Origin of the sequence: Corynebacterium sp. zg254 (assembly GCF_024701495.1) — a bacterium.
Lineage (GTDB): Bacteria > Actinomycetota > Actinomycetes > Mycobacteriales > Mycobacteriaceae > Corynebacterium > Corynebacterium zhongnanshanii.
Genome location: NZ_WIAR01000001.1, coordinates 592,493 through 610,909, shown reverse-complemented (window position 1 = coordinate 610,909; position 18,417 = coordinate 592,493). Strand labels below are relative to the sequence as shown.

Here is an 18,417-nt window from a genome sequence, read left to right as displayed (position 1 = left end):
CCGTTATGGCTGTCGTACTTCTAGACCCCCGATTCCCTGCAATGATCCCTGTGGAAGCCGCCAAGCTTCTCCAGGGTGATGTTGCGTACACCGAAGAAGTGCCCATTCGTGTCCGGTGGGTCATCGCCGATCTGGGTGGTCATGTGGTCGACGAAGCCGATGTCCTGGTCACCACGGATATCACTAACGAAGCGGTCCATGAGCACCTTGACGAGGGCGAGGAGATCATCAAGGCCCCGTCACTGCTGGTGGAGATCGAGGGTGATCGCGAACTGCTCGCCGGTCCCGCGGGGGCTAGTACTACCGGCGGTACCGACAGCAACGTCCCCGCCCGCGCGGACGATGCCGCCTACGCAGACGGCACCCAGCCCGGAGGGGTCCCCGCGCCTAGCACCGACCAGATCCAGCACTCCGGCGCAGGTGTGGTGGACGGATCGATCGTCGGGACGGACCAGCACACAGCCACAGTGGCAGGTTTGAGGAGAACCACGCGGACAGAGGTGCCGGCGTCGGTAATGGATGAATTGGAAGACGCAGTGGCGTTGATGGCGCGCGCACTACGTCAGGGAGCGTGGGAGAAGGAGCAAACCCACAGCTCGCTGATGACGTATCTTCGCCAGGAAACCGACGAGCTGGAGCGCATTGTCAGCATTGCAGCGCAGTACGGCGCGGGTGGGAAACCGGCGGCGTCCAAGCCGGAGTGGCTGGAGCAGGAGCTGTGCGAGGAACTATCCGACATTTTGCTGCAGGTGCTGTTCCACGCGGAGATCGCCAACCGGCGCGGCTCCTTCGACATCGGACATGTGGCCGGTGCGCTGGCGGTGAAGCTGCGTTCCCGCGCGCCGTACCTGTTTGAGGATGTGGAGCGTGCGGTGTCCAAGGCTGAGCAGGACCGTTTGTGGGCCGCGGGCAAGAAGGCGGAGAAGGACAAGCGGGTCGAGAAATTCGGCGAGTCCTACCGTTCCTTCGTGGATGCGAAAAACAATTCCGACGCCGGCTCCTCGTCTGCGCAGTCCTCGTCCGCAGCTCAGTCTGCTGGTGGACGGCAGGAGCCGGAGGCGTCGCAGTTCCCGGCACAGAATGCACAGAACGCGCAGGCGGCACAACCAGCACAGCCGCAGAATGCACAGCCCGCGGGACTGTCCGGCCTGGCCGAGGCGGACAAGGTGATTCGTGAGGCACGCGAGATGGGGATCTCCGATATGGAAATCCCCACTGATATTCGTTACCCCATGGTTGGGTTGGAGCTGGACGCGCCGGGTCAGGCGGAGAAGCGCCTGCTGGATGCGGTGCAGAGTTTCCGAGCGCACCTGGCGGAGCGTCAGCAGAACTCTTAGGCCTGCGGCGCTTCCTCGGTCTTTGCCGCCCGCGGCGTAGTGCCCTTCAGTGCCTTGCCCCGCGCGCCGATCCGCCGAACCAGCACGCCTTCGCGCGGTGCGAACAGCCACACCAGAATAAAGACCATAAACTGCAGCAGAATGATGCCTCCACCAGGGGAGACGTTCAGGCCTACGCTTCCCAGCAGGCCGGCCACGCTGCAGACCACCGCGATGCTGGGTGCGAGCACCAGCATCACACCGAAACGCCGCGTGAGCAGATAGGCCGTAGCACCCGGGGTGACCAGCATCGCCACCACCAGGATCGCACCCACTGCCTGGGCGGCGCTGACCACCACAAACACCAACGCGGTCAGCAGAATCCAACGCACCACCCGCACGGGGAATCCCGCCATCGCGGCGTGCAACGGGTCGAAGGCCCACATTCTGAGCGCCCGGCGCCCGAAGAGGATCAGCGCCACGGCCGCAGCGCCAAATCCCACCACTTGCCACTTCACGGACTCGCTGATGCCCAGCAGGTTGCCGAACAGGATCTCCTCCAAATGTCCGGTGCCCGGCGTGCGGGAGATGAGCACCAGCCCCAGCGCGAAGAAGGCGGTGAACACGATGCCGATGGTGGTGTCCTCCCTCAGGGTGGTGCGGGTTTTGAGCCCATTGACCACACCCACCGCAATCAGCGACGCCACGAACGCGCCGACCGCGTACGGCAGCCCGGCGATGTAGGCCACCACCACGCCGGGGAGCAGGGCGTGCGAGATGGCGTCGCCCAGCAGCGACCATCCCACCATGATGAGCAGGCAGCTCACCAGCCCCGCGGCGATGGCCATCGCCACCGCCACGATGAGTGCGTTGTGCATAAAGGGGTAGCTGAGCATGTCAATCAATGCGGTCACGCGTTAGCCCTCCTGTGCTTCTGATTCGATCGTATGAGCCGACGCCCAGCCGTACGTTGCCATGAGGTTCTCCTTCGTCAAGGTGTCCTCCACGTCGCCTTCAGCGATGACCGTGCGGTTGAGCATCAGGACTGAGTCCGCGAGCCGCGGCACTTGATCCAGGTTGTGCGTGGCGATGAGCATCGCCACGCCCTGGTCGCGCAGGCTGTGGAGCAGTTCGATGAGCGAGTGTTCGGTGGCCTGGTCCACGCCGGCGAACGGCTCGTCGAGCAGGATGATGGTGGCTTTCTGGGCAAGCCCCCGGGCCACGAAGACGCGCTTCTTTTGCCCGCCGGAGAGTTCGGAGATGTGCCGGTCGGCGAGGTGTTCCAGGTCCACGGCTTTAAGGGCGTCGCGGACGTGCTGGCGTTGTTGTGCGGTGAGTCGCCCGATCCACTTGTTTTTCGCCCCGGCGAGCACGCCGGTTTGCACGACCTCTTTGACGCTGATGGGGAAGTTCCAGTTGACGTCATCGTGTTGGGGAACGTAGCTGATTTTTCCGCGCCCTCCGGGGATGTCCACGGTGCCGTGCACATGGGGCACTAGGCCCATGAGTGCTTTGAAGAGGGTGGATTTGCCGGCACCATTGGGGCCGATCAGGGCTTTGATATGGCCGTGATAAAGGGAGAGCGAGGCGTCGAAGAGGGCGGGGGAGGAAGTCGGGCTATAACGGACGCGCAAGCCCTTCGCGGTCAGAGCGGGGATGGGCGCGGACGTGGATGTGGACTGCATAGGTGACGTGGGTTATTTCTTTTTCAGGCCGTTGACGATGGTGGTTGTGTCGTGGGTCAGGAGGTCAAGGTAGGTCGGCGCGGGACCGGAGGAGTCCGTGAGGGAGTCCACGAACAGCGTGCCGCCGTCGGAGGCTCCGGTGGCCGCAAGCACCTGGTGTTGCGGCCCGGTGTTGACGGTGGATTCGCAGAACGTGGCAGGGACCTTGTTGCGTTTGACGGTTTCGACCGCGCCGTTGATCTGGGAGGCGGTGATCTCGCCGTCGGCGTTGACCGGCCAGATGTAGCCCTCCTTCAGGTGGAAGTCCTTGGCGAGGTAACTGAATGCTCCTTCGCAGGTGACCAGGGTGGCGTTGGGGATGGTGGCCAGTTCGTGGGCAACGTCGTCGCGGACCTTCTGGATCTTATCGCGGTAGGTCTGGGCGTTGCGATGGTAAGTCTCGGCGTGTTCTGGGTACTTCTCGGCCAGGGCTTTTTCGATGTTGCTGACGTACTTCTGTGCCACGGTGGGGCTCATCCAGGCGTGTGGATTGGGCAGGTCGCTGCCGTCGATGGGGATGGGGGTCACGCCGTCGCTGGCGGTCACGCGGGTGGCCTTGCTGGATTTGTAGAGCTGTTCGGCCCAGTTCTCCAGGCCGAGGCCGTTGGTGATGATCATGTCCGCGTGGGCGGCTTCTTTGATGGTGGCGGGTGTGGGCTCGAAACCGTGGATTTCGTCGCCGGGTTTGGTGAGGCTGGTGACGGTGGCGGTGTCCCCGGCGATGTTTTCGGTGATGTCTTGGAGGATGGTGAAGGTGGTGCTGATGGTGGGCTTGCCGTCGGCGGAGTTGGTGGTGTCCGAGCAGGCGGTGAGGCCTAGGGGGATGGCCGCGATGAGGAGTGCGGCGGCTGCACGGGTGACGTGGCGAAGGGACATGGGTTTCCTTGGTGTGATCGAAGGTGTTCTGTCATTAAATCATAAAAGTTCAATGCGTTGAACTCTGGCACGAAGGCTAGCCTTAGTAGAAGTATTTGTCAATAACGTTTGTCGATAAGGGGTAGGGTGAACAGTCCGGTGGTTAGCCCGACGGTTAGTCCGCTGGGTGGCGGCGTGGCGTGCGTGCGCACGCACAATCGCGCGCAAGTACACTGGCACCCATGCATATCGATGACCTGCCAGATCGCACTCAGGATTACCTGAAGAAGATCTACGACCTGCAGGAATGGGGACCAGGTGCCACCCTGTCCTCTCTGGCAGAACACATGGGCCAACGGAAATCCACCACCAGCGAAGCCATCAAGCGCCTCGTCGCCCAAGACCTGGTGGAACATGCCCCCTATGGTGACATTCAACTCACCGACCAAGGCACCACCATGGCTCTGGCCATGATCCGCCGTCATCGCATGATCGAAACCTACCTGTGCACGGAATTGGGCTACTCCTTGGACGAAGTCCATGATGAAGCCGAGATCCTGGAGCACGCCGTGTCCGAGCGCTTCTTGGAAAAGATCTCCGCCGTGATGGGGCATCCCACCCGCGATCCGCACGGCGATCCCATTCCGGACGCGCACGGTAATCTGCGCACCCCACCCACCTTGGGTCTTCGGGAGGTGGAGCCCGGTGACCGCGTGTACATCGACCGCATCAGCGACCGCGAGGGCGACCTGCTGAAGTACCTCTACCAGCATGGCGTGCAGCCGGGCGTGCAGGTGGAGATGCAGCCCCGGGTGTTCGCGGATATGGCGGAGTTGTCCATTATCGACGCCGACGGCCAGGTGCACTCGAGAGTCCAGCTGCCATCCTCCAGTCTGGGAGCTGTGATGTGTCGGCGCGTGCAGGAGGCGGACCTGCAGGCTGACCAAGCACCGGATGTGCAGGCTGACCAGGCGCCGGACCTGCCGGCTGACCTGAAGGGCGATGATGAGTAAACGCCGTGGCCAGGGCCTCCTCGTAGGCAGCCTGGTCTCCATCGCCGCGATCGTCGGAGTGATCGCCCTGGTGGGCTACCTGGTCGCGGGCGTGCTCGGCGGCCAGGACTGGAACCGTTCGCAGCGCCTCCCGATCCACGACGACGTCCCGCCCCGCGCCGCCACCCCAGCTCCGGAGATGGACCTGGCTGCCGGTGGGCGCACGGCTCTGCAGTTGCACGCGTGGGCGCAGGCAGGGTCGGAGGATCTGGGTATTCCGGTGCAGGCTCTCATGGCGTACGGCCAGGGTGAGGTCTACGCGCGCTACAACCTCCCCGACTGCAATCTGACGTGGAACACGCTGGCCGCGATCGGTTTTGTGGAGACCCACCACGGCGCCTACAACGGCAAGGGTTACGGCCACACGGAACTGGATGACCGCGGCAACGTGGTCGGCACGTCCCGCGGCGACGGCTCGGGAACCATCGTGGGCCCGCAGCTCAACGGCGACGGCTTCGCCGAGGTCGGGGACACCGATGACGGCACCCTGGACGGCGACAAGGACTTCGACCGCGCCGTCGGGCCGATGCAATTCATCCCCGAAGCCTGGCGCATGTATGGAGCCGACATGGGCGGGGGTAGCCCGATCCGCGACTACACCGGAAATCCCCAGAATATCGACGACGCCGCCGTGGCCGCCGCACGCCTGCTCTGCTCGCACGAGCGCGACCTATCCACCCCAGAAGGGTGGACCTCCGCCGTTCGGGGGTACAACCAAAGCAACGAATACATGCTAAATGTCCGCGACGCGGCGGCGAACTATGCCCTGGGGCAGCGCGCCCACGGATAAACCTGCAATAATAGGGGCGTTCATCACCTAACTGCTGCCAAGGAGGCGCACACACATGGCTGAAATTATGCAGATCATTGCACGTGAGATTCTGGACTCCCGCGGTAACCCCACGGTTGAGGTTGAGGTGGGACTGGACGACGGCTCCACCGGCCGCGCTGCCGTTCCTTCCGGCGCCTCCACCGGTGTTCACGAGGCTCACGAGCTGCGTGATGGTGACGACCGTTACCTCGGCAAGGGCGTGACCCAGGCTGTCCGCAACGTCATCGAGGAGATCAATGACGAGCTGGTGGGCCTGGAGGCAGATGACCAGCGCCTGGTCGACAACGCGATGATCGCCCTGGACGGCACCGCCAACAAGTCCCGCCTGGGCGCTAACGCGCTGCTGGGTGTGTCCATGGCAGTGGCTCACGCCGCCGCTGAGGCAGCTGATCTTCAGCTGTTCCGCTACATCGGTGGCCCGAACGGCCACGTGCTGCCGGTTCCTATGATGAATATCTTGAACGGTGGCGCTCACGCTGATTCCGGCGTGGACGTTCAGGAGTTCATGATTGCTCCTATCGGCGCGGAGACTTTCTCTGAGGCTCTGCGCATGGGTACCGAGGTATACCACAACCTGAAGAAGGTCATCAAGGACAAGGGCCTGTCCACCGGCTTGGGTGACGAGGGTGGCTTCGCCCCCTCCGTGGAGTCCACCAAGGCTGCACTGGACCTGATCGTCGAGGCTATCGAGGGTGCGGGCTACAAGCTCGGCGCCGACGTTGCCCTGGCTCTGGACGTAGCATCCTCCGAGTTCTACAAGGACGGCAAGTACCACTTCGAAGGCGGCGAGCACACCGCCGAGGAGATGGCAAAGGTGTACGAGGAGCTCATCAACGAGTACCCGATCGTCTCCATCGAGGATCCTCTGCAGGAAGACGACTGGGAGGGCTACACCAACCTCACCGCAGCCATCGGCGACAAGGTGCAGATCGTGGGCGATGACTTCTTCGTCACCAACCCAGCCCGCCTGAAGGAGGGCATCGAGAAGAAGGCCGCCAACGCGCTGCTGGTGAAGGTGAACCAGATCGGTACCCTGACCGAGACCTTCGACGCCGTCGAGCTCGCTCACCGCAACGGCTACCGCACTATGATGTCCCACCGCTCCGGTGAGACCGAGGACGTCACCATCGCAGATCTGGCCGTGGCACTGAACTGTGGTCAGATCAAGACCGGTGCACCTGCTCGCTCCGAGCGTGTGGCGAAGTACAACCAGCTGCTGCGCATCGAGCAGTACCTGGAGGACGCAGCTGTCTACGCTGGCCGCGACGCATTCCCTCGCTTCCAGGGCTAGTGTTCCCACAGTGCGTTCTACTTTCCGGCGGTAGGCCGGTGTGGTGCGCACGGAGACCCGCGTGATCGCGGGTATGCTGTAGGCATATGACTCCACAACCACGCAAGAGCTCGAACCCCGGCTCACGAACCCGCGCGAACCAACGCGCCGGTCGTGGCCGGGGTTCCTCTGCGCGTGACGCTCGGCGTGCAGCTCGGCGTGAGGCTCAGATGGACCGGGATGTGCGGCAGCAAGACGGGCGGGATGAGCGCGACGAGCGGCCCCAAGAATCACGGGGCTCGCTTCCTCAGGCGAGGTCTGTGGAACGGCAGGCTCGGCGTCGGGCACAGGCACGGCAAGCACCCGCCCGCCTGGCACGCAACTTCGTGCAGTTACCCCAGCGCATCAACCCAGGAGTCACGGTGTTCACCGCATTGCTGGTGGCATTCCTGGCATTCTCCATCGCGCAACCCCTGCGGAACTACTTTGAGCAACGCTCCCAGATCGCGGAGTTGGAGAGCAAGATCACCTCGCAGGAGCAGTACAAGGCCGAATTGATCGAGGAGATCAACCGCTACGGCAACGAGAACTACATCAAGGAAGTGGCACGCACGCGGCTGGGCTTGATCGAGCCTGGGGAATCTGCGTTCAGGATCATCTCGCCGAAGATCAAAGCCAATGGTCAGGTGGGTGCTGAGGGCTCGGACTTCGTGCCGGGCGAGGAAGAGCCGACTGCGCCAGCGCCGTGGTACGAGCAGCTCTGGGATTCCATTAGCGTGCCGGAACACGAATCCGTGGTTGATGACAACGACGAAGACGGCCCCGCGCTGAAACTGCCGACGGTACCGCAGGCGGGGGATCCGCCACCGCCGCCAAAGAACTAGGCGGCTCCGGCCGCGAGCAGATGAGTGGCTGTAGGGCGCATCGTCTAAGCTAAAGGACGATGAGTGAATACACGGATGATAAAAGCAGCGTGACCGAGGCTGACCTGGACATTATGGAGCAGCAACTGGGCCGGCGCCCCCGTGGCGCGGTCGAGGTTAGCTACCGCTCCCCTGACGGACAACCGGCCGTGGTGAAAACCTGGCCTAAGCTACCTGATGGCACGCCCTTTCCCACGCTGTATTACCTGACGGATCCGCGTCTGACGGCCGAGGCATCCCGCCTGGAAGTCGCCGGCGTGATGAAGACCATGCAGGAGCGCCTGGGCAACGATCCCGAGCTGGCGGCCGACTACCAGCGGGCGCACGAGCATTTCTTGGCGCAACGCAATGCCATGGAGTCCCTCGGGACGGACTTCTCCGGCGGCGGCATGCCCGATCGCGTGAAGTGCCTGCACGTGCTCATCGCCTATGCGCTGGCCGAGGGGCCGGATCGCGTGCGGCTGGGAACCGAGGCGGTGGCGCTGGCTGCGGAGAATAACCCGAAGCTCGTGGGCACGGCGCTGCCTACCGACTGGCCGACCAGTGAGGAGTTGGGGACGTCGATGCAGGAAGCATCGGTAGAGACGGACTAGAAGGTAGCGCCAATAAACGAGACAGACGGACTAGCGCAGCATGGAGGACAAGCACATGGCACCACAGAACACAGGCACGGCACCGCACACAGGCACGGCACCGCGATACGCGGCCATTGATTGCGGCACCAACAGCATTCGTCTGCTGATCAGCGAAGTGCGCGAGGACGGCACGCTGCGGGAGCTGAACCGCGACAACATCATCGTGCGCCTGGGGCAAGGGGTGGATGCCACGGGGCGGTTCGCGGATGAGGCTTTGGGCCGCGTGGAGGATGCGCTGGAGATCTACGCGGATCGGATGGTGGAGTATGGCGTGCGCGACGTGATGATGGGCGCCACCTCCGCTACGCGCGATGCGTCCAATAGGGAAGAGTTCTTCGAGATCACCCGCAGGCTGTTGGGTCGCGTCCGCGAGGGTGCGGTGGCGGAGGTCATCAGCGGCGAACAGGAGGCGCGCCTGTCCTTCCGTGGCGCGGTGATGGATCTTCCGCAGACCAGCGCGGATTCCCTGGATACCACTTGCGTGATCGACTTGGGCGGCGGCTCCACCGAGTTCGTGGTCGGCGGCACGCAGGCGTATTCCGCGGACATGGGCTGCGTGCGCCTCACCGAACGCCACCTTCAGACGGTGCCGCCGAAGGAATCCGAAATATCCGACGCCCAAGCCACCGTCGCCCAACTCCTCGCCGACGTGGAACAGCACGTGGATCTGAGCAGTGTGACGCGCGTGGTGGGAGTGGCTGGCACCATGACCACGCTGTGCGCCCTGGCCCAGGAGCTGGAGAGTTACGAGCCCGAGAAGATCCACATGCACACGCTGCCCCTGGCGCGTCTGAGGGAGGTGGCGATGAACCTAGTGCCGCTCACCCCCCAGCAGCGGATGGAGTTTGGGCCGATGCACCCGGGCCGCGCCGATGTGATCGGTGGAGGTGCGCTGGTGGTGGAGGCGTTCACTCGGCGATTTGAGGAGCTGGGGCTGACGGACATCACCATCAGCGAGAAGGACATCTTGGATGGCATTTTGGCTGAGGTGATTGACCGCGCGCGGTGATCGGCTGCGCGGTGATCGCCGCTAGCAGAGGGTCGTTTTCTTTAGCGTGCGCGTCCGTGCGCTAAGATGTTCCATGGTCTTCGCGCCACGGTTGTGTGACCACAATTGACGTGTTAAGGCTAGCCCCTATAGCCCAATTGGCAGAGGCAGTGGACTTAAAATCCATTCAGTGTCGGTTCGAGTCCGACTGGGGGCACAGTGCACATTCGGCTGTAGGGGGGTGTTCGCTAGACTTGCTGGCATGATGTACCTCTACACAGCGCAGCAGGTTCGGGATGCCGAATGGCCCCTTCTCAACGAGCAAGTGGAGCCGGACGAGCTGATGCGGTTGGCCGCTGCGCGCGTGGCGGATGTGGCGCGGGTGATGCTCGCGGAGGATCGGCCGCCCATTGCAGAAAGCGATGATGTGTTGCTGCTGGTGGGGCCTGGGGGCAATGGTGGGGATGCGTTGTATGCCGGTGCAGAGCTGCTGGGGGTGCGCAATGTTCATGCGGTTCTTGTGGCGGATTTGCAGGAGCCTGCCGACCACGAACCCGACCACGAACCCGAGCGCGAACCCGCCCATGCACCTGCACTGGAGGCATTCACGGATGCCGGCGGCGTGGTACTACAGGAGATACCACTTCCACATGACTACCGGCTGATCATCGATGGCATTTCAGGACTCGGCAGCGGCCGTCCCCTTGACGAACCCATTGCCGAATTACTCTCCGACGCCCACAGTTCCCGTATCCCCATCCTCTCTATTGATCTGCCCAGTGGCGTGGCGGCGGACACCGGGCAGGTGCCCGATCCCGTGATTGTGCACGCCCGGGGCTTTGATGCGTTGGATGCCCAGTGGGCGGTGCAGAGGGTGCCTGCACATGTGCAGGCCACGGTGACTGTGACGTTTGGCGGCCTTCGCCGCGCCCATGGTTTGGCTCAGCACGAGTGCGGGCAGATTGTGCTTGTTGACCTGGGCTTTTCGCGTCCCGTGCGGCCACTGTCCGAGGAGTTGTGGGCTCAGCAGGTGTCGGGTCAGGAGGCGTTGAGCTTCATTCAGCTTCCTAGCGGTACGCCGTACCGCTTCGATTTTTCTTCTGTGCCGGGCATATTGTCCAACAATGCGCCACAGAGCGACCTGGAGATGGATTCCTTGCGCGCAGTCATCGCGTCCGAGCCGAGCCCCCGCGCCCACAAGTATTCCGGTGGCGTGGTGACCGTGTGTGCCGGCAGTGACAAGTACCCCGGCGCCGGCCAGCTGTGCGCGATCTCTGCGATGAAAGCCACCAGTTATGGGGTGCGCTTTGTGGGTGACTCCGTGTCCACCAATAACCTGCCGCCGGAGATCCTCCGGGTGACGGATATGGTGCACCGCTTCCGCTCGCATGCCTACGCGGTGGGCCCCGGACGTGGGGTGGAGCAGCGGTCCATCCTGGAGCTGAGCTCGGTGCTGTCTACTCCCGATCCCGTTGTCATTGATGCCGACGCCATCAGCATCCTGGCTCAAGAGGAGGACATCCGGACGCAGGTTCGCGATCGCGAGGGTTTGACGGTACTCACTCCTCACGAGGGGGAGTTCCTCCGCCTGGCGAAGATTCTGGGAGAAGGGGAGGGCTTCCTGGAGGACAGGGTGGGGGCTACGGTCAAGATGGCTTCTGAGCTGCAGTGTTATGTGATCTTGAAGGGACGCGCGAGCGTGATCGCCACGCCAGGAGGATCCGTTACGGTGGTGGATGCTGGGTCCTCGTGGGCGGCGACCCCAGGTTCCGGTGATGTCCTCACCGGAATCCTGGGGGCGTACATCGCCCAGGTGCCGGGGATTGTGAAGGATCTGCAGGATCTTTTCCCGGAGCTGGAGGATGTGGAAGCGACTCAGGATGTGCAGTTTATGCAGCACATCGTGGCGGCGGTCATTGTGCATTGCACTGCGGCGCGATGCGGCGCACGGACTGAGTTCGGGTCAGCCCCGGTATCGGCTAGCGGAATTGTGAATGCGATTCCAGCAGCGACGGCATTGTTAGGACAGTCACGACATTGATAGGAAAGGAATAGATCAATGGCTACAGCACGTGAACAAGGTCGTCCGATCGCGTTCATCACCGGGGCGACGCGTGGTATCGGATATGAGATCGCCAAGACTCTTGCCGACGACCACCACCTCATCATCGGCGGCTCCAGCGACACAGCCGTTGAGGTGGCCAAGGAGTTCCCTAGTGCGGAGGCATTCGTGGCGGACCTGGATGATATTGAATCCCTCCAGCACGCTGTGGAGAAACTCGAGTTGGACCGTCTTGACGTGCTGGTTCACTGCGCCGGCGTGGTGTCTCACCTTCCCGTGACGGAGACTACGCATGCTCAGTGGCAGCATGCGTTTAATGTGAACTTCTTTGCCGTGGCGGAGCTGACTCGGCTTATGGTGCCGGCGCTGACTGAAGTACCTGCCGCAACGCCCGCTGTGATGCCTGCTGCAACGCCCGCTGCAACTACAGGTAGTGGCACCTTGCCCGCGGTCGTGAGCATCAATTCTGGCGCGGGCTTCCACTCCTCGGTGGGGTATGGGCCGTATGCCAGCACGAAGTTTGCGCTGCGTGCCTACACCGATGCGTTGCGTGAGGAGTACCGCGGAAAGCTCCGCGTGATTTCCATTCACCCAGGAAAGACCCATTCCGATATGCAGCGTGAGATTCAGGATCTGCGCGGCAATGCGTATGAGCGGTCCGAGTTCGTGGACCCGGCCTCCATTGCGCAGGCGGTGCGCTTCGCGTTGGACACGCCGCAGGACGCGATGGTGGAGAATCTGACGATCCGCCCGATTAACGGGAAGTAGTGGCGTCGTAGTTGCGACTGCGCCGTCGCAACGGTGGGGTAGGGCACGCGAGGCCGCCACGGCGCAGCCGCTACTGCTTGGTGGTGACAAAGATCTGCGTTCCGGGGAAGATCGCCCCGCGTAGTGGTGACCATTGGCCCCACACCTCGGCGCCGTCGGTCCATTCCGGTTCCACGACGTCGTGAAGCGCCAGGCCCGCCGACGCAAAACCGCGCACCCAGTCACCGAAGGTGTGATGGTATTCCACGTAGGTCGTGGTCTGCGCGGAGTCCGGCTCCTGCGCGCTCTGCTCGTGCTGCGCGGCGTGGCCTGACTCGCCTGGCGCCTCCTGCTCCCGGTACTCCCGCTGCCAATAGGGCACGCAGGCCATCAGGCCTTCCGGGCCTGGGTCGTCGAGGAATACCCACGCGAACGGGTTGTTCGCTGCAATGACCAGTCGACCTCCGGGGCGCAGGATCCGAGCGCTTTCCCGAAGCGCAGCAGCAAGATCCCTCACGAAGGCGAAGGCTCCAAAGGAGGAAAACGCCACGTCAGCCTTGCCGGTGGCGACCGGCAAGGCCAGTACATCGGCTTGCGCGCGGTGCAGCACAGTGGGCTGTGCGCGGTGCAGCCGAGAGTCGCCGGAAGCCGTTCCGCCGCCGGCCTTTGCGGCTGGAGCTGCTCCAGTGCCTGCCACGGCAGCTCGGTTCATTCCTTGCCGCAGCATGCCAGCACTAATGTCTGTAGCGAGCACCCGCGCCGTGGGGAAGCGCTCCGCTAACCAGCGGGAGCACGCAGCCGTTCCGGCTCCGATCTCCACAACCGTCTGACCGGAGACATCTCCGAGCAGCTGCGCCTCACGCTCGTGAAGGCGTTCCGGGCACCAATAAAACTCCGAGAGATAGTCGGAATGTTCGGCGATATAGCGCTGGGCGTCGGAATCCCAATGGGCACGGGCGATCTGGCCATCAACAGTCATAATGGCGCAAGTCTACAGCCCCACTGCGAAGAGTCTACAGACCCGCTGCGCTGAGGCCCTAGCCGCTATGCTCAGGCCCTAGCCACCGCATCACAGCAACTACGGCAGAACCCGCAGCTTCTTACCCACAAGCATCGCCTGGGCCATGATGGTGCTGTACGCCTTCCGGCTAAGAGCCTCCGGGCCGCGGATGCTCATGAAGCGCTGCTCAGAGACATTGCGGCTGGCCGTGTACTTGATTAGGCCTTCCTCGCCGTGGCGGTGGGACATGCCGGATTCCTTCATGCCGCCCATCGGGTTGTCGATGGACGCCCACGCCGCCATGTACCCGTCGTTCAGGGACACCGAGCCGGCCTGGATCTGCGATCCGATCCGCCACGCGGTCTCCGACTGCGCAAACACCGACGCGTTGAGACCATATGCAGTGTCATTCGCCTTCTCGACCGCATCCTGCAGGTCGGACACCGGCTCGATGTACACCACCGGCCCAAACACTTCCTCCGTGCGCAGCCGCGCATCCTCCGGCACATCAACCATCACGGTCGGCTCGTAGAAGTACGGGCCCAAATCCGGCCGCGCGCGACCACCCGCGATGATAGTCGCGCCCTTCGCCCGCGCATCCTCCACGTACTCCGTCACCGTATCCAATTGATCCTTCGACGCCAAGCTTCCCATCTGAACCTCCGGATCAAAACCGGGACCAATGCTCATCGCCTTCACAGCGTCCGAGAACTTCGCCACGAATTCGTCATAGGATCCGCGCTCCACATAAATGCGCTCGATGGATACGCACAGCTGACCCGAGTTGGAGAAACAACCAATCACGATATTGCGCACGGCGTAATCCATGTCGGCATCGTTCGCGACGATGAGAGGGTTCTTTCCACCCAACTCCGCGGAGTAGCCGACCAGGCGGCGGCCCACAGTCTCGCCCAGGATCTTGCCAGTTTTGGTGGAGCCGGTGAACATCAAGTAGTCACACTGTTCCGCGATGGCGGTACCGACCACACGGCCACTTCCCGTGACAAGTTGGGCTAGGTCGCGAGGGAGGCCGGCGTCGAATAATAATTTAAAGGCGAGCAAGGCGGTGAACGGAGTATTGGAATCAGGTTTCGCGACCACCGCATTTCCAGCCAACAGGGCGGGAATGGCATCGCCAATCGACAGAGACAACGGGTAATTCCACGGGGAAATCTGACCCACCACACCCAAAGGTTCGCGCTGCTCACGGGACTTAATGAGCACAGGAAGAGCAGTCGAGCGGGAGCGCTCGCGCATAAACTTCTCCGCATTATTCGCGTAATAGCGAGCATTATTCGCAATATCCAGCACTTCATCCATCGCCGTGGCGCGATTTTTACCCGTCTCCAGCTGAACCAGATCAGCCAGCAACTCACGCTGCTTCAACACGGAATCGTGGAAACGGCTGAAAATCTTCTTACGCTCAGAGAACGGAACGTGGCGCCAGGAACGCTGCGCGCGACGCGCGATGCGGAACGCCTCAGTCACATCATCTTCGGTGCCGGAGGCCACCCAGCCCAGCGTCTCGCCGGTGAAGGGGATCTCGACGGTCAGGATCGAGCCATTGGGGTCCAGCTTCGGTGTGCTGGTGGACACGCGGGCGTTGGCGGACAGGTCACGCAGTTCTTCTTCAACATCAGACGGCAAGGGGCCAAGAGGGAGTCGCTTCAGGTTCATAGTTAGGGAGCGTACCGAAACATGCGGGCTGCTGTGGCGCTTTTGGTTGCAAGAGGGAAATTCTTTGAGATGTGTCTGGGTGATGGCGGCGTGCGAAATGGTTTTAGCTACCCCCAATGCAACCAGGGAACAAAACCTATCAGTCATACGTTGTACATATCGAGCGGTGACATACACCCGAGCTTCTGAGGCTTCACACCCGGAAGCGTCTTTGAATGACCAGCACAACAACGGAAGTGACTATATGAAAAGCTCAAACCCCTTCATGAGTTCGCTGGCCAACGATAACGGCCAGCGTAATCCATTCACACAATCCAACGGACAGGCCGGACAGCAGGGAACCAACCCTTACGCAACGTCGGCGCGTGGGGGTGTCGCCACCGCCGCTCACCAGTACGGAGCACAGGACGCCGCTAACTACGGCTCCGCCGGAAGCGCCGACCGCCCCATGACCGTGGACGATGTTGTTGCTAAGACGGGCATTGTGGTGGCCGTGATCGTTGCTCTGGCTGCAGTGAACTACTTCATTAACCTCTCCAACCCGGGCCTCGGCATGATCCTGACCTTCGTGGGCATGATCGGTGGCCTGGTCGCCGTGCTGATCTCCAGCTTCGGTAAGAAGTACGGCTCGGCACCTGTCACCTTGGCATACGCGGCGTTCGAGGGACTGTTCGTCGGCGGCTTCAGCTTTATGGTCACGGGCATGTACGTAGGGGGTGCCGACGCCGGAGCTCTCATCGCCCAGGCCGTCCTCGGAACCTTGGGAGTGTTCGTGGGAATGCTCTTTGTGTACAAGACCGGGGCTATCCGGGTGACCCCGAAGTTCACGCGCTTCATGGTGGGCGCGCTGATTGGTGTTCTGGTTCTCGCCCTTGGAAACCTGGTGTTTGGACTGTTCACCGGCTCCGCCGGCCCACTGCGTGACGGAGGCCCGCTGGCTATCCTGTTCTCCCTGGTGTGCATCGGCTTGGCAGCGATGAGCTTCCTGCTGGACTTCGACCAGGCTGACAAGCTGGTGCGCGCTGGTGCTCCATCCAAGATGGCCTGGGGCGTTGCCTTGGGGCTGGCTGTCACGCTGGTGTGGTTGTACACCGAGATCCTGCGCTTCCTGTCGATGTTGAACAGGAACTAGCAGGGAGCGCAGCGCGCTGCGCTCGCTGCAAGCTGCGCACCATAACGTGCTGTGCAGCAACGCACGCGCATTCTCGCTCCTGCAGCAACGCCCGCGCAGGCTAGCTTACGCAGCCCAGCTCGCGCACTAACGCGTGCGCAGTCAAGCTCGCGCACTAAACCCGTTGGTGGAACCCCACCAACGGGTTTTCGCGCCATCACTGTTGCTGATGACTTTTGCCCAGCGCGTCAGCGACCTGTGCTCAGCACGCCATCACTGTTGCTGATGACTTTTGCCCAGCGCGTCAGCGACCTGTGCTCAGCACGCCATCACTGTTGCTGATCACTTTTGCCCAGCGCGTCAGCGACCTGTGCTCAGCACGCCATCACTTTGGCTGATCACTTTTGCCCAGCGCCTCTGCGACCTGTGCTCAGCACGCCATCACTTCTGGGGGAGGTTGTGGGGAGGGAAGCTGGGCGTCGAATATAAAAAGGGCACGTGGAGTTATCCACAACGTCACACAGACCCCGCCACGCCCGCGAGTTATCCACAGGTTTCGCGGAGCCCATTGCGGCGCGGCGCTGCGCGCTGGCAGAGTAAGGCACATGGGAAGGGATCACCTCATGCCCATCGCCGCGACCAGCGTGTCCCGATGGGAAGCACAGAAAAAGTACACCGCCATCAGCCACGGCGTGTTGGTGCCTGCAGATGAAGCGGCGAATGGGCTCACGCAGGTCACGCGCACGCGCGCGTACCACCTCAGTAATCCGAGCTCTGTCGCGACGCATTTCTCGGCGCTTGCTTGTAGCGGACTGACGCTCTGGGTGGATGAGCAGCCGACCTGCTTCGTGACGAACAGCGACAACGCGATTAGGGCGCTTGTGAAAGTGCGCGAGAGAGGCGTGGGTGGGAATGGCGCGAGTGGAGAGGTGGGCGCGAGCGGCGAGATTGTGAGGCGCGTTCCCTTCGGCAAGAAAACAGGCTCTGGGCATGAGATTCCTGCAGATAACCGACTCGTGCTGCGGCGCAGAAGCGCCGATGCCGCGCCACTGCCCACCCATGCTCCGGACGCGCAGCTGCCCGGCATGTACGTCCTGCGACCCATGGCGGCGTGCGCTGGAGTGATAGACGCCTTGAGCCACGGCCGCGTGCACGTCGAACCATGGAGAGTGCCGTACACGGCTGAGCTCAGCCAGGACTTCGTGAGGAGTGTGCAGGTCATGGACGCGGTGCGTCGGTTTTTGGTGCCGCAGATGCGCAAAGATATGGCCTGCGCCGAAGCGAAAGGTTTGATGAATGGGAAGCTGTTTGCTCAGGTGTGGGAGGCTTCGAGTGCGGAGGCGGACTCGCCGCAAGAAACCATCATGAGGCTGATGGTGCAGAGCATCATGAACGCCATGGCGCGGAATGGGGTGAGCGTGAGTGAGGGTGGTGGCGGCAAGGGTGGTGCTGGTGGTGGCGCTAATGCTGGTGGCAAGAGTGGTGCTGGTGGCAAGAGCGGTGCTGGCGGCAAGGGTGATGCGCGTGCAGTCAAGGTCGTTGCGCCTAGATTTGAAGTGATTCCTCAGGTGGAGCTTCTGAAGCATGGGAGGCGGATCACGGCCCTTGACCTGCTGGTTGTGGAAGTAGGAAGCCGCCTGTGGGCGCATCTGCAGACTTCGAAGAGCGTCGAGCTAGTGGGAAATGCCCAGATGTGGGCACGTTCTCGGCACGTTGGTCTTCAATATGACGGGGCACATCACCTTGATAGATCTCAGCGCGATTTCGATACAGCCGTTGGAGTGGTGTGCGATGAGTTCGGCGTAAAGGTGCAGCGTGTGACAGTCGGTTTGCTGCGTGAAGATGAGCTGAAGGTTGTGATCGTGCGAAAGCTTGGTGGGTTCTAGCTTGCTGAGCTTTAGCGCGGGAGCTCTGGCGCAGAGACTTCGATACTGTGAGAGCTTGGTGGACTCTAGCTTGCTGAACTCTAGCACGGAAGCTTGCTGAGCCCTTGAGCAGCACGCTTCGATGTGGCGTGAGTTTTGGGAGGCTAGAGCCAGTGACTTTGCAAAACCGCAGGTCACAGGCTTATGAAGTGGGTGGTGCATTGTGAGCGCAACTGCTGAGGCAGCAGATGCGGTGAAACTGCAGTGATTTCGCCAAAATCACTGCAGTTTTGGCGCAAAACCTGCTACACCAAACGCGGTGTTCTATTCGGAGCGGGGATGAGCCGTGGAAGCGGCGCA

At 62.4% G+C, this 18,417-nt stretch carries 16 protein-coding genes and 1 tRNA gene; 12 read left to right on the top strand and 5 right to left on the bottom strand.

From position 1 onward, the window contains the following. Window positions 1-5: 5 nt before the first annotated feature. Entirely contained in the window at window positions 6-1,337 is a 1,332-nt protein-coding gene (locus GC425_RS02820) for a MazG nucleotide pyrophosphohydrolase domain-containing protein (RefSeq protein ID WP_151843895.1), read from the top strand. Here GC425_RS02820 and GC425_RS02815 read toward each other — a convergent pair. Genes GC425_RS02815 through GC425_RS02805 form a run of 3 tightly spaced genes read right to left on the bottom strand, consistent with a single transcriptional unit; the run spans window position 1,334 to window position 3,916 of the window. Further along, window positions 1,334-2,230 (bottom strand): metal ABC transporter permease, encoded by an 897-nt coding sequence (locus GC425_RS02815; protein WP_231699681.1) that lies wholly within the window; start codon window positions 2,228-2,230, stop codon window positions 1,334-1,336. The two genes, GC425_RS02820 and GC425_RS02815, sit on opposite strands and share 4 nt — an antisense overlap. A 3-nt stretch (window positions 2,231-2,233) precedes the next feature. Then, on the bottom strand, window positions 2,234-3,001 hold the full coding sequence (locus GC425_RS02810; protein WP_151843896.1) for a metal ABC transporter ATP-binding protein: 768 nt from the start codon (window positions 2,999-3,001) through the stop codon (window positions 2,234-2,236). 12 nt (window positions 3,002-3,013) lie between these two features. Further along, window positions 3,014-3,916 carry a metal ABC transporter solute-binding protein, Zn/Mn family gene (locus GC425_RS02805; protein ID WP_151843897.1) on the bottom strand — a complete coding sequence of 301 codons (903 nt, stop codon included), beginning with the start codon at window positions 3,914-3,916 and terminating at the stop codon, window positions 3,014-3,016. A gap of 221 nt (window positions 3,917-4,137) precedes the next feature. Here GC425_RS02805 and GC425_RS02800 point away from each other — a divergent pair, with 221 nt between their 5' ends. The 9 genes from GC425_RS02800 to GC425_RS02760 all read left to right on the top strand — a co-directional run bounded on the left by GC425_RS02800 (window position 4,138) and on the right by GC425_RS02760 (window position 12,425). Continuing rightward, entirely contained in the window at window positions 4,138-4,908 is a 771-nt protein-coding gene (locus GC425_RS02800; protein ID WP_151843898.1) for a metal-dependent transcriptional regulator, read from the top strand. Next, window positions 4,901-5,737, top strand: a complete 837-nt coding sequence (locus GC425_RS02795; RefSeq protein WP_151844268.1) for a hypothetical protein — start codon at window positions 4,901-4,903, stop codon at window positions 5,735-5,737. The genes GC425_RS02800 and GC425_RS02795 overlap by 8 nt, the downstream gene beginning before the upstream one ends. 55 nt (window positions 5,738-5,792) lie before the next feature. Next, window positions 5,793-7,070, top strand: a complete 1,278-nt coding sequence (gene eno, locus GC425_RS02790) for a phosphopyruvate hydratase (RefSeq protein WP_151841915.1) — start codon at window positions 5,793-5,795, stop codon at window positions 7,068-7,070. A gap of 86 nt (window positions 7,071-7,156) precedes the next feature. Continuing rightward, complete coding sequence (locus GC425_RS02785) at window positions 7,157-7,933, top strand: septum formation initiator family protein (protein ID WP_231699682.1); 777 nt, start codon at window positions 7,157-7,159, stop codon at window positions 7,931-7,933. A gap of 59 nt (window positions 7,934-7,992) precedes the next feature. Continuing rightward, entirely contained in the window at window positions 7,993-8,565 is a 573-nt protein-coding gene (locus GC425_RS02780; protein ID WP_151843899.1) for a DUF501 domain-containing protein, read from the top strand. A gap of 55 nt (window positions 8,566-8,620) precedes the next feature. Beyond that, window positions 8,621-9,616, top strand: a complete 996-nt coding sequence (locus GC425_RS02775) for a Ppx/GppA phosphatase family protein (protein ID WP_151843900.1) — start codon at window positions 8,621-8,623, stop codon at window positions 9,614-9,616. 122 nt (window positions 9,617-9,738) lie between these two features. After that, window positions 9,739-9,812: transfer RNA gene (locus GC425_RS02770), tRNA-Leu, on the top strand. A 45-nt stretch (window positions 9,813-9,857) separates the two neighbouring features. Beyond that, window positions 9,858-11,636: a bifunctional ADP-dependent NAD(P)H-hydrate dehydratase/NAD(P)H-hydrate epimerase gene (locus GC425_RS02765; RefSeq protein WP_151843901.1), complete on the top strand. Its 1,779-nt coding sequence runs from the start codon at window positions 9,858-9,860 to the stop codon at window positions 11,634-11,636. A gap of 18 nt (window positions 11,637-11,654) precedes the next feature. Further along, window positions 11,655-12,425, top strand: a complete 771-nt coding sequence (locus GC425_RS02760) for an SDR family NAD(P)-dependent oxidoreductase (RefSeq protein ID WP_151843902.1) — start codon at window positions 11,655-11,657, stop codon at window positions 12,423-12,425. 70 nt (window positions 12,426-12,495) lie between these two features. Here the strand turns inward: GC425_RS02760 and GC425_RS02755 are convergent, their stop codons facing one another. After that, a complete protein-coding gene (locus GC425_RS02755) occupies window positions 12,496-13,383 on the bottom strand; it encodes a class I SAM-dependent methyltransferase (protein ID WP_151843903.1) in 888 nt (295 codons plus the stop codon). Window positions 13,384-13,482: 99 nt separating this feature from the next. After that, window positions 13,483-15,081 carry a succinic semialdehyde dehydrogenase gene (locus GC425_RS02750; protein ID WP_151843904.1) on the bottom strand — a complete coding sequence of 533 codons (1,599 nt, stop codon included), beginning with the start codon at window positions 15,079-15,081 and terminating at the stop codon, window positions 13,483-13,485. Between the two features lie 244 nt (window positions 15,082-15,325). On the opposite strand from GC425_RS02750, the gene GC425_RS02745 reads away from it, so the two are divergent. Together GC425_RS02745 and GC425_RS02740 are read left to right on the top strand one after the other, a co-directional pair. Then, window positions 15,326-16,213 carry a Bax inhibitor-1/YccA family protein gene (locus GC425_RS02745; RefSeq protein WP_151843905.1) on the top strand — a complete coding sequence of 296 codons (888 nt, stop codon included), beginning with the start codon at window positions 15,326-15,328 and terminating at the stop codon, window positions 16,211-16,213. A 584-nt stretch (window positions 16,214-16,797) separates the two neighbouring features. Further along, on the top strand, window positions 16,798-18,078 hold the full coding sequence (locus GC425_RS02740; RefSeq protein ID WP_192930356.1) for a hypothetical protein: 1,281 nt from the start codon (window positions 16,798-16,800) through the stop codon (window positions 18,076-18,078). Window positions 18,079-18,417 lie beyond the last annotated feature (339 nt).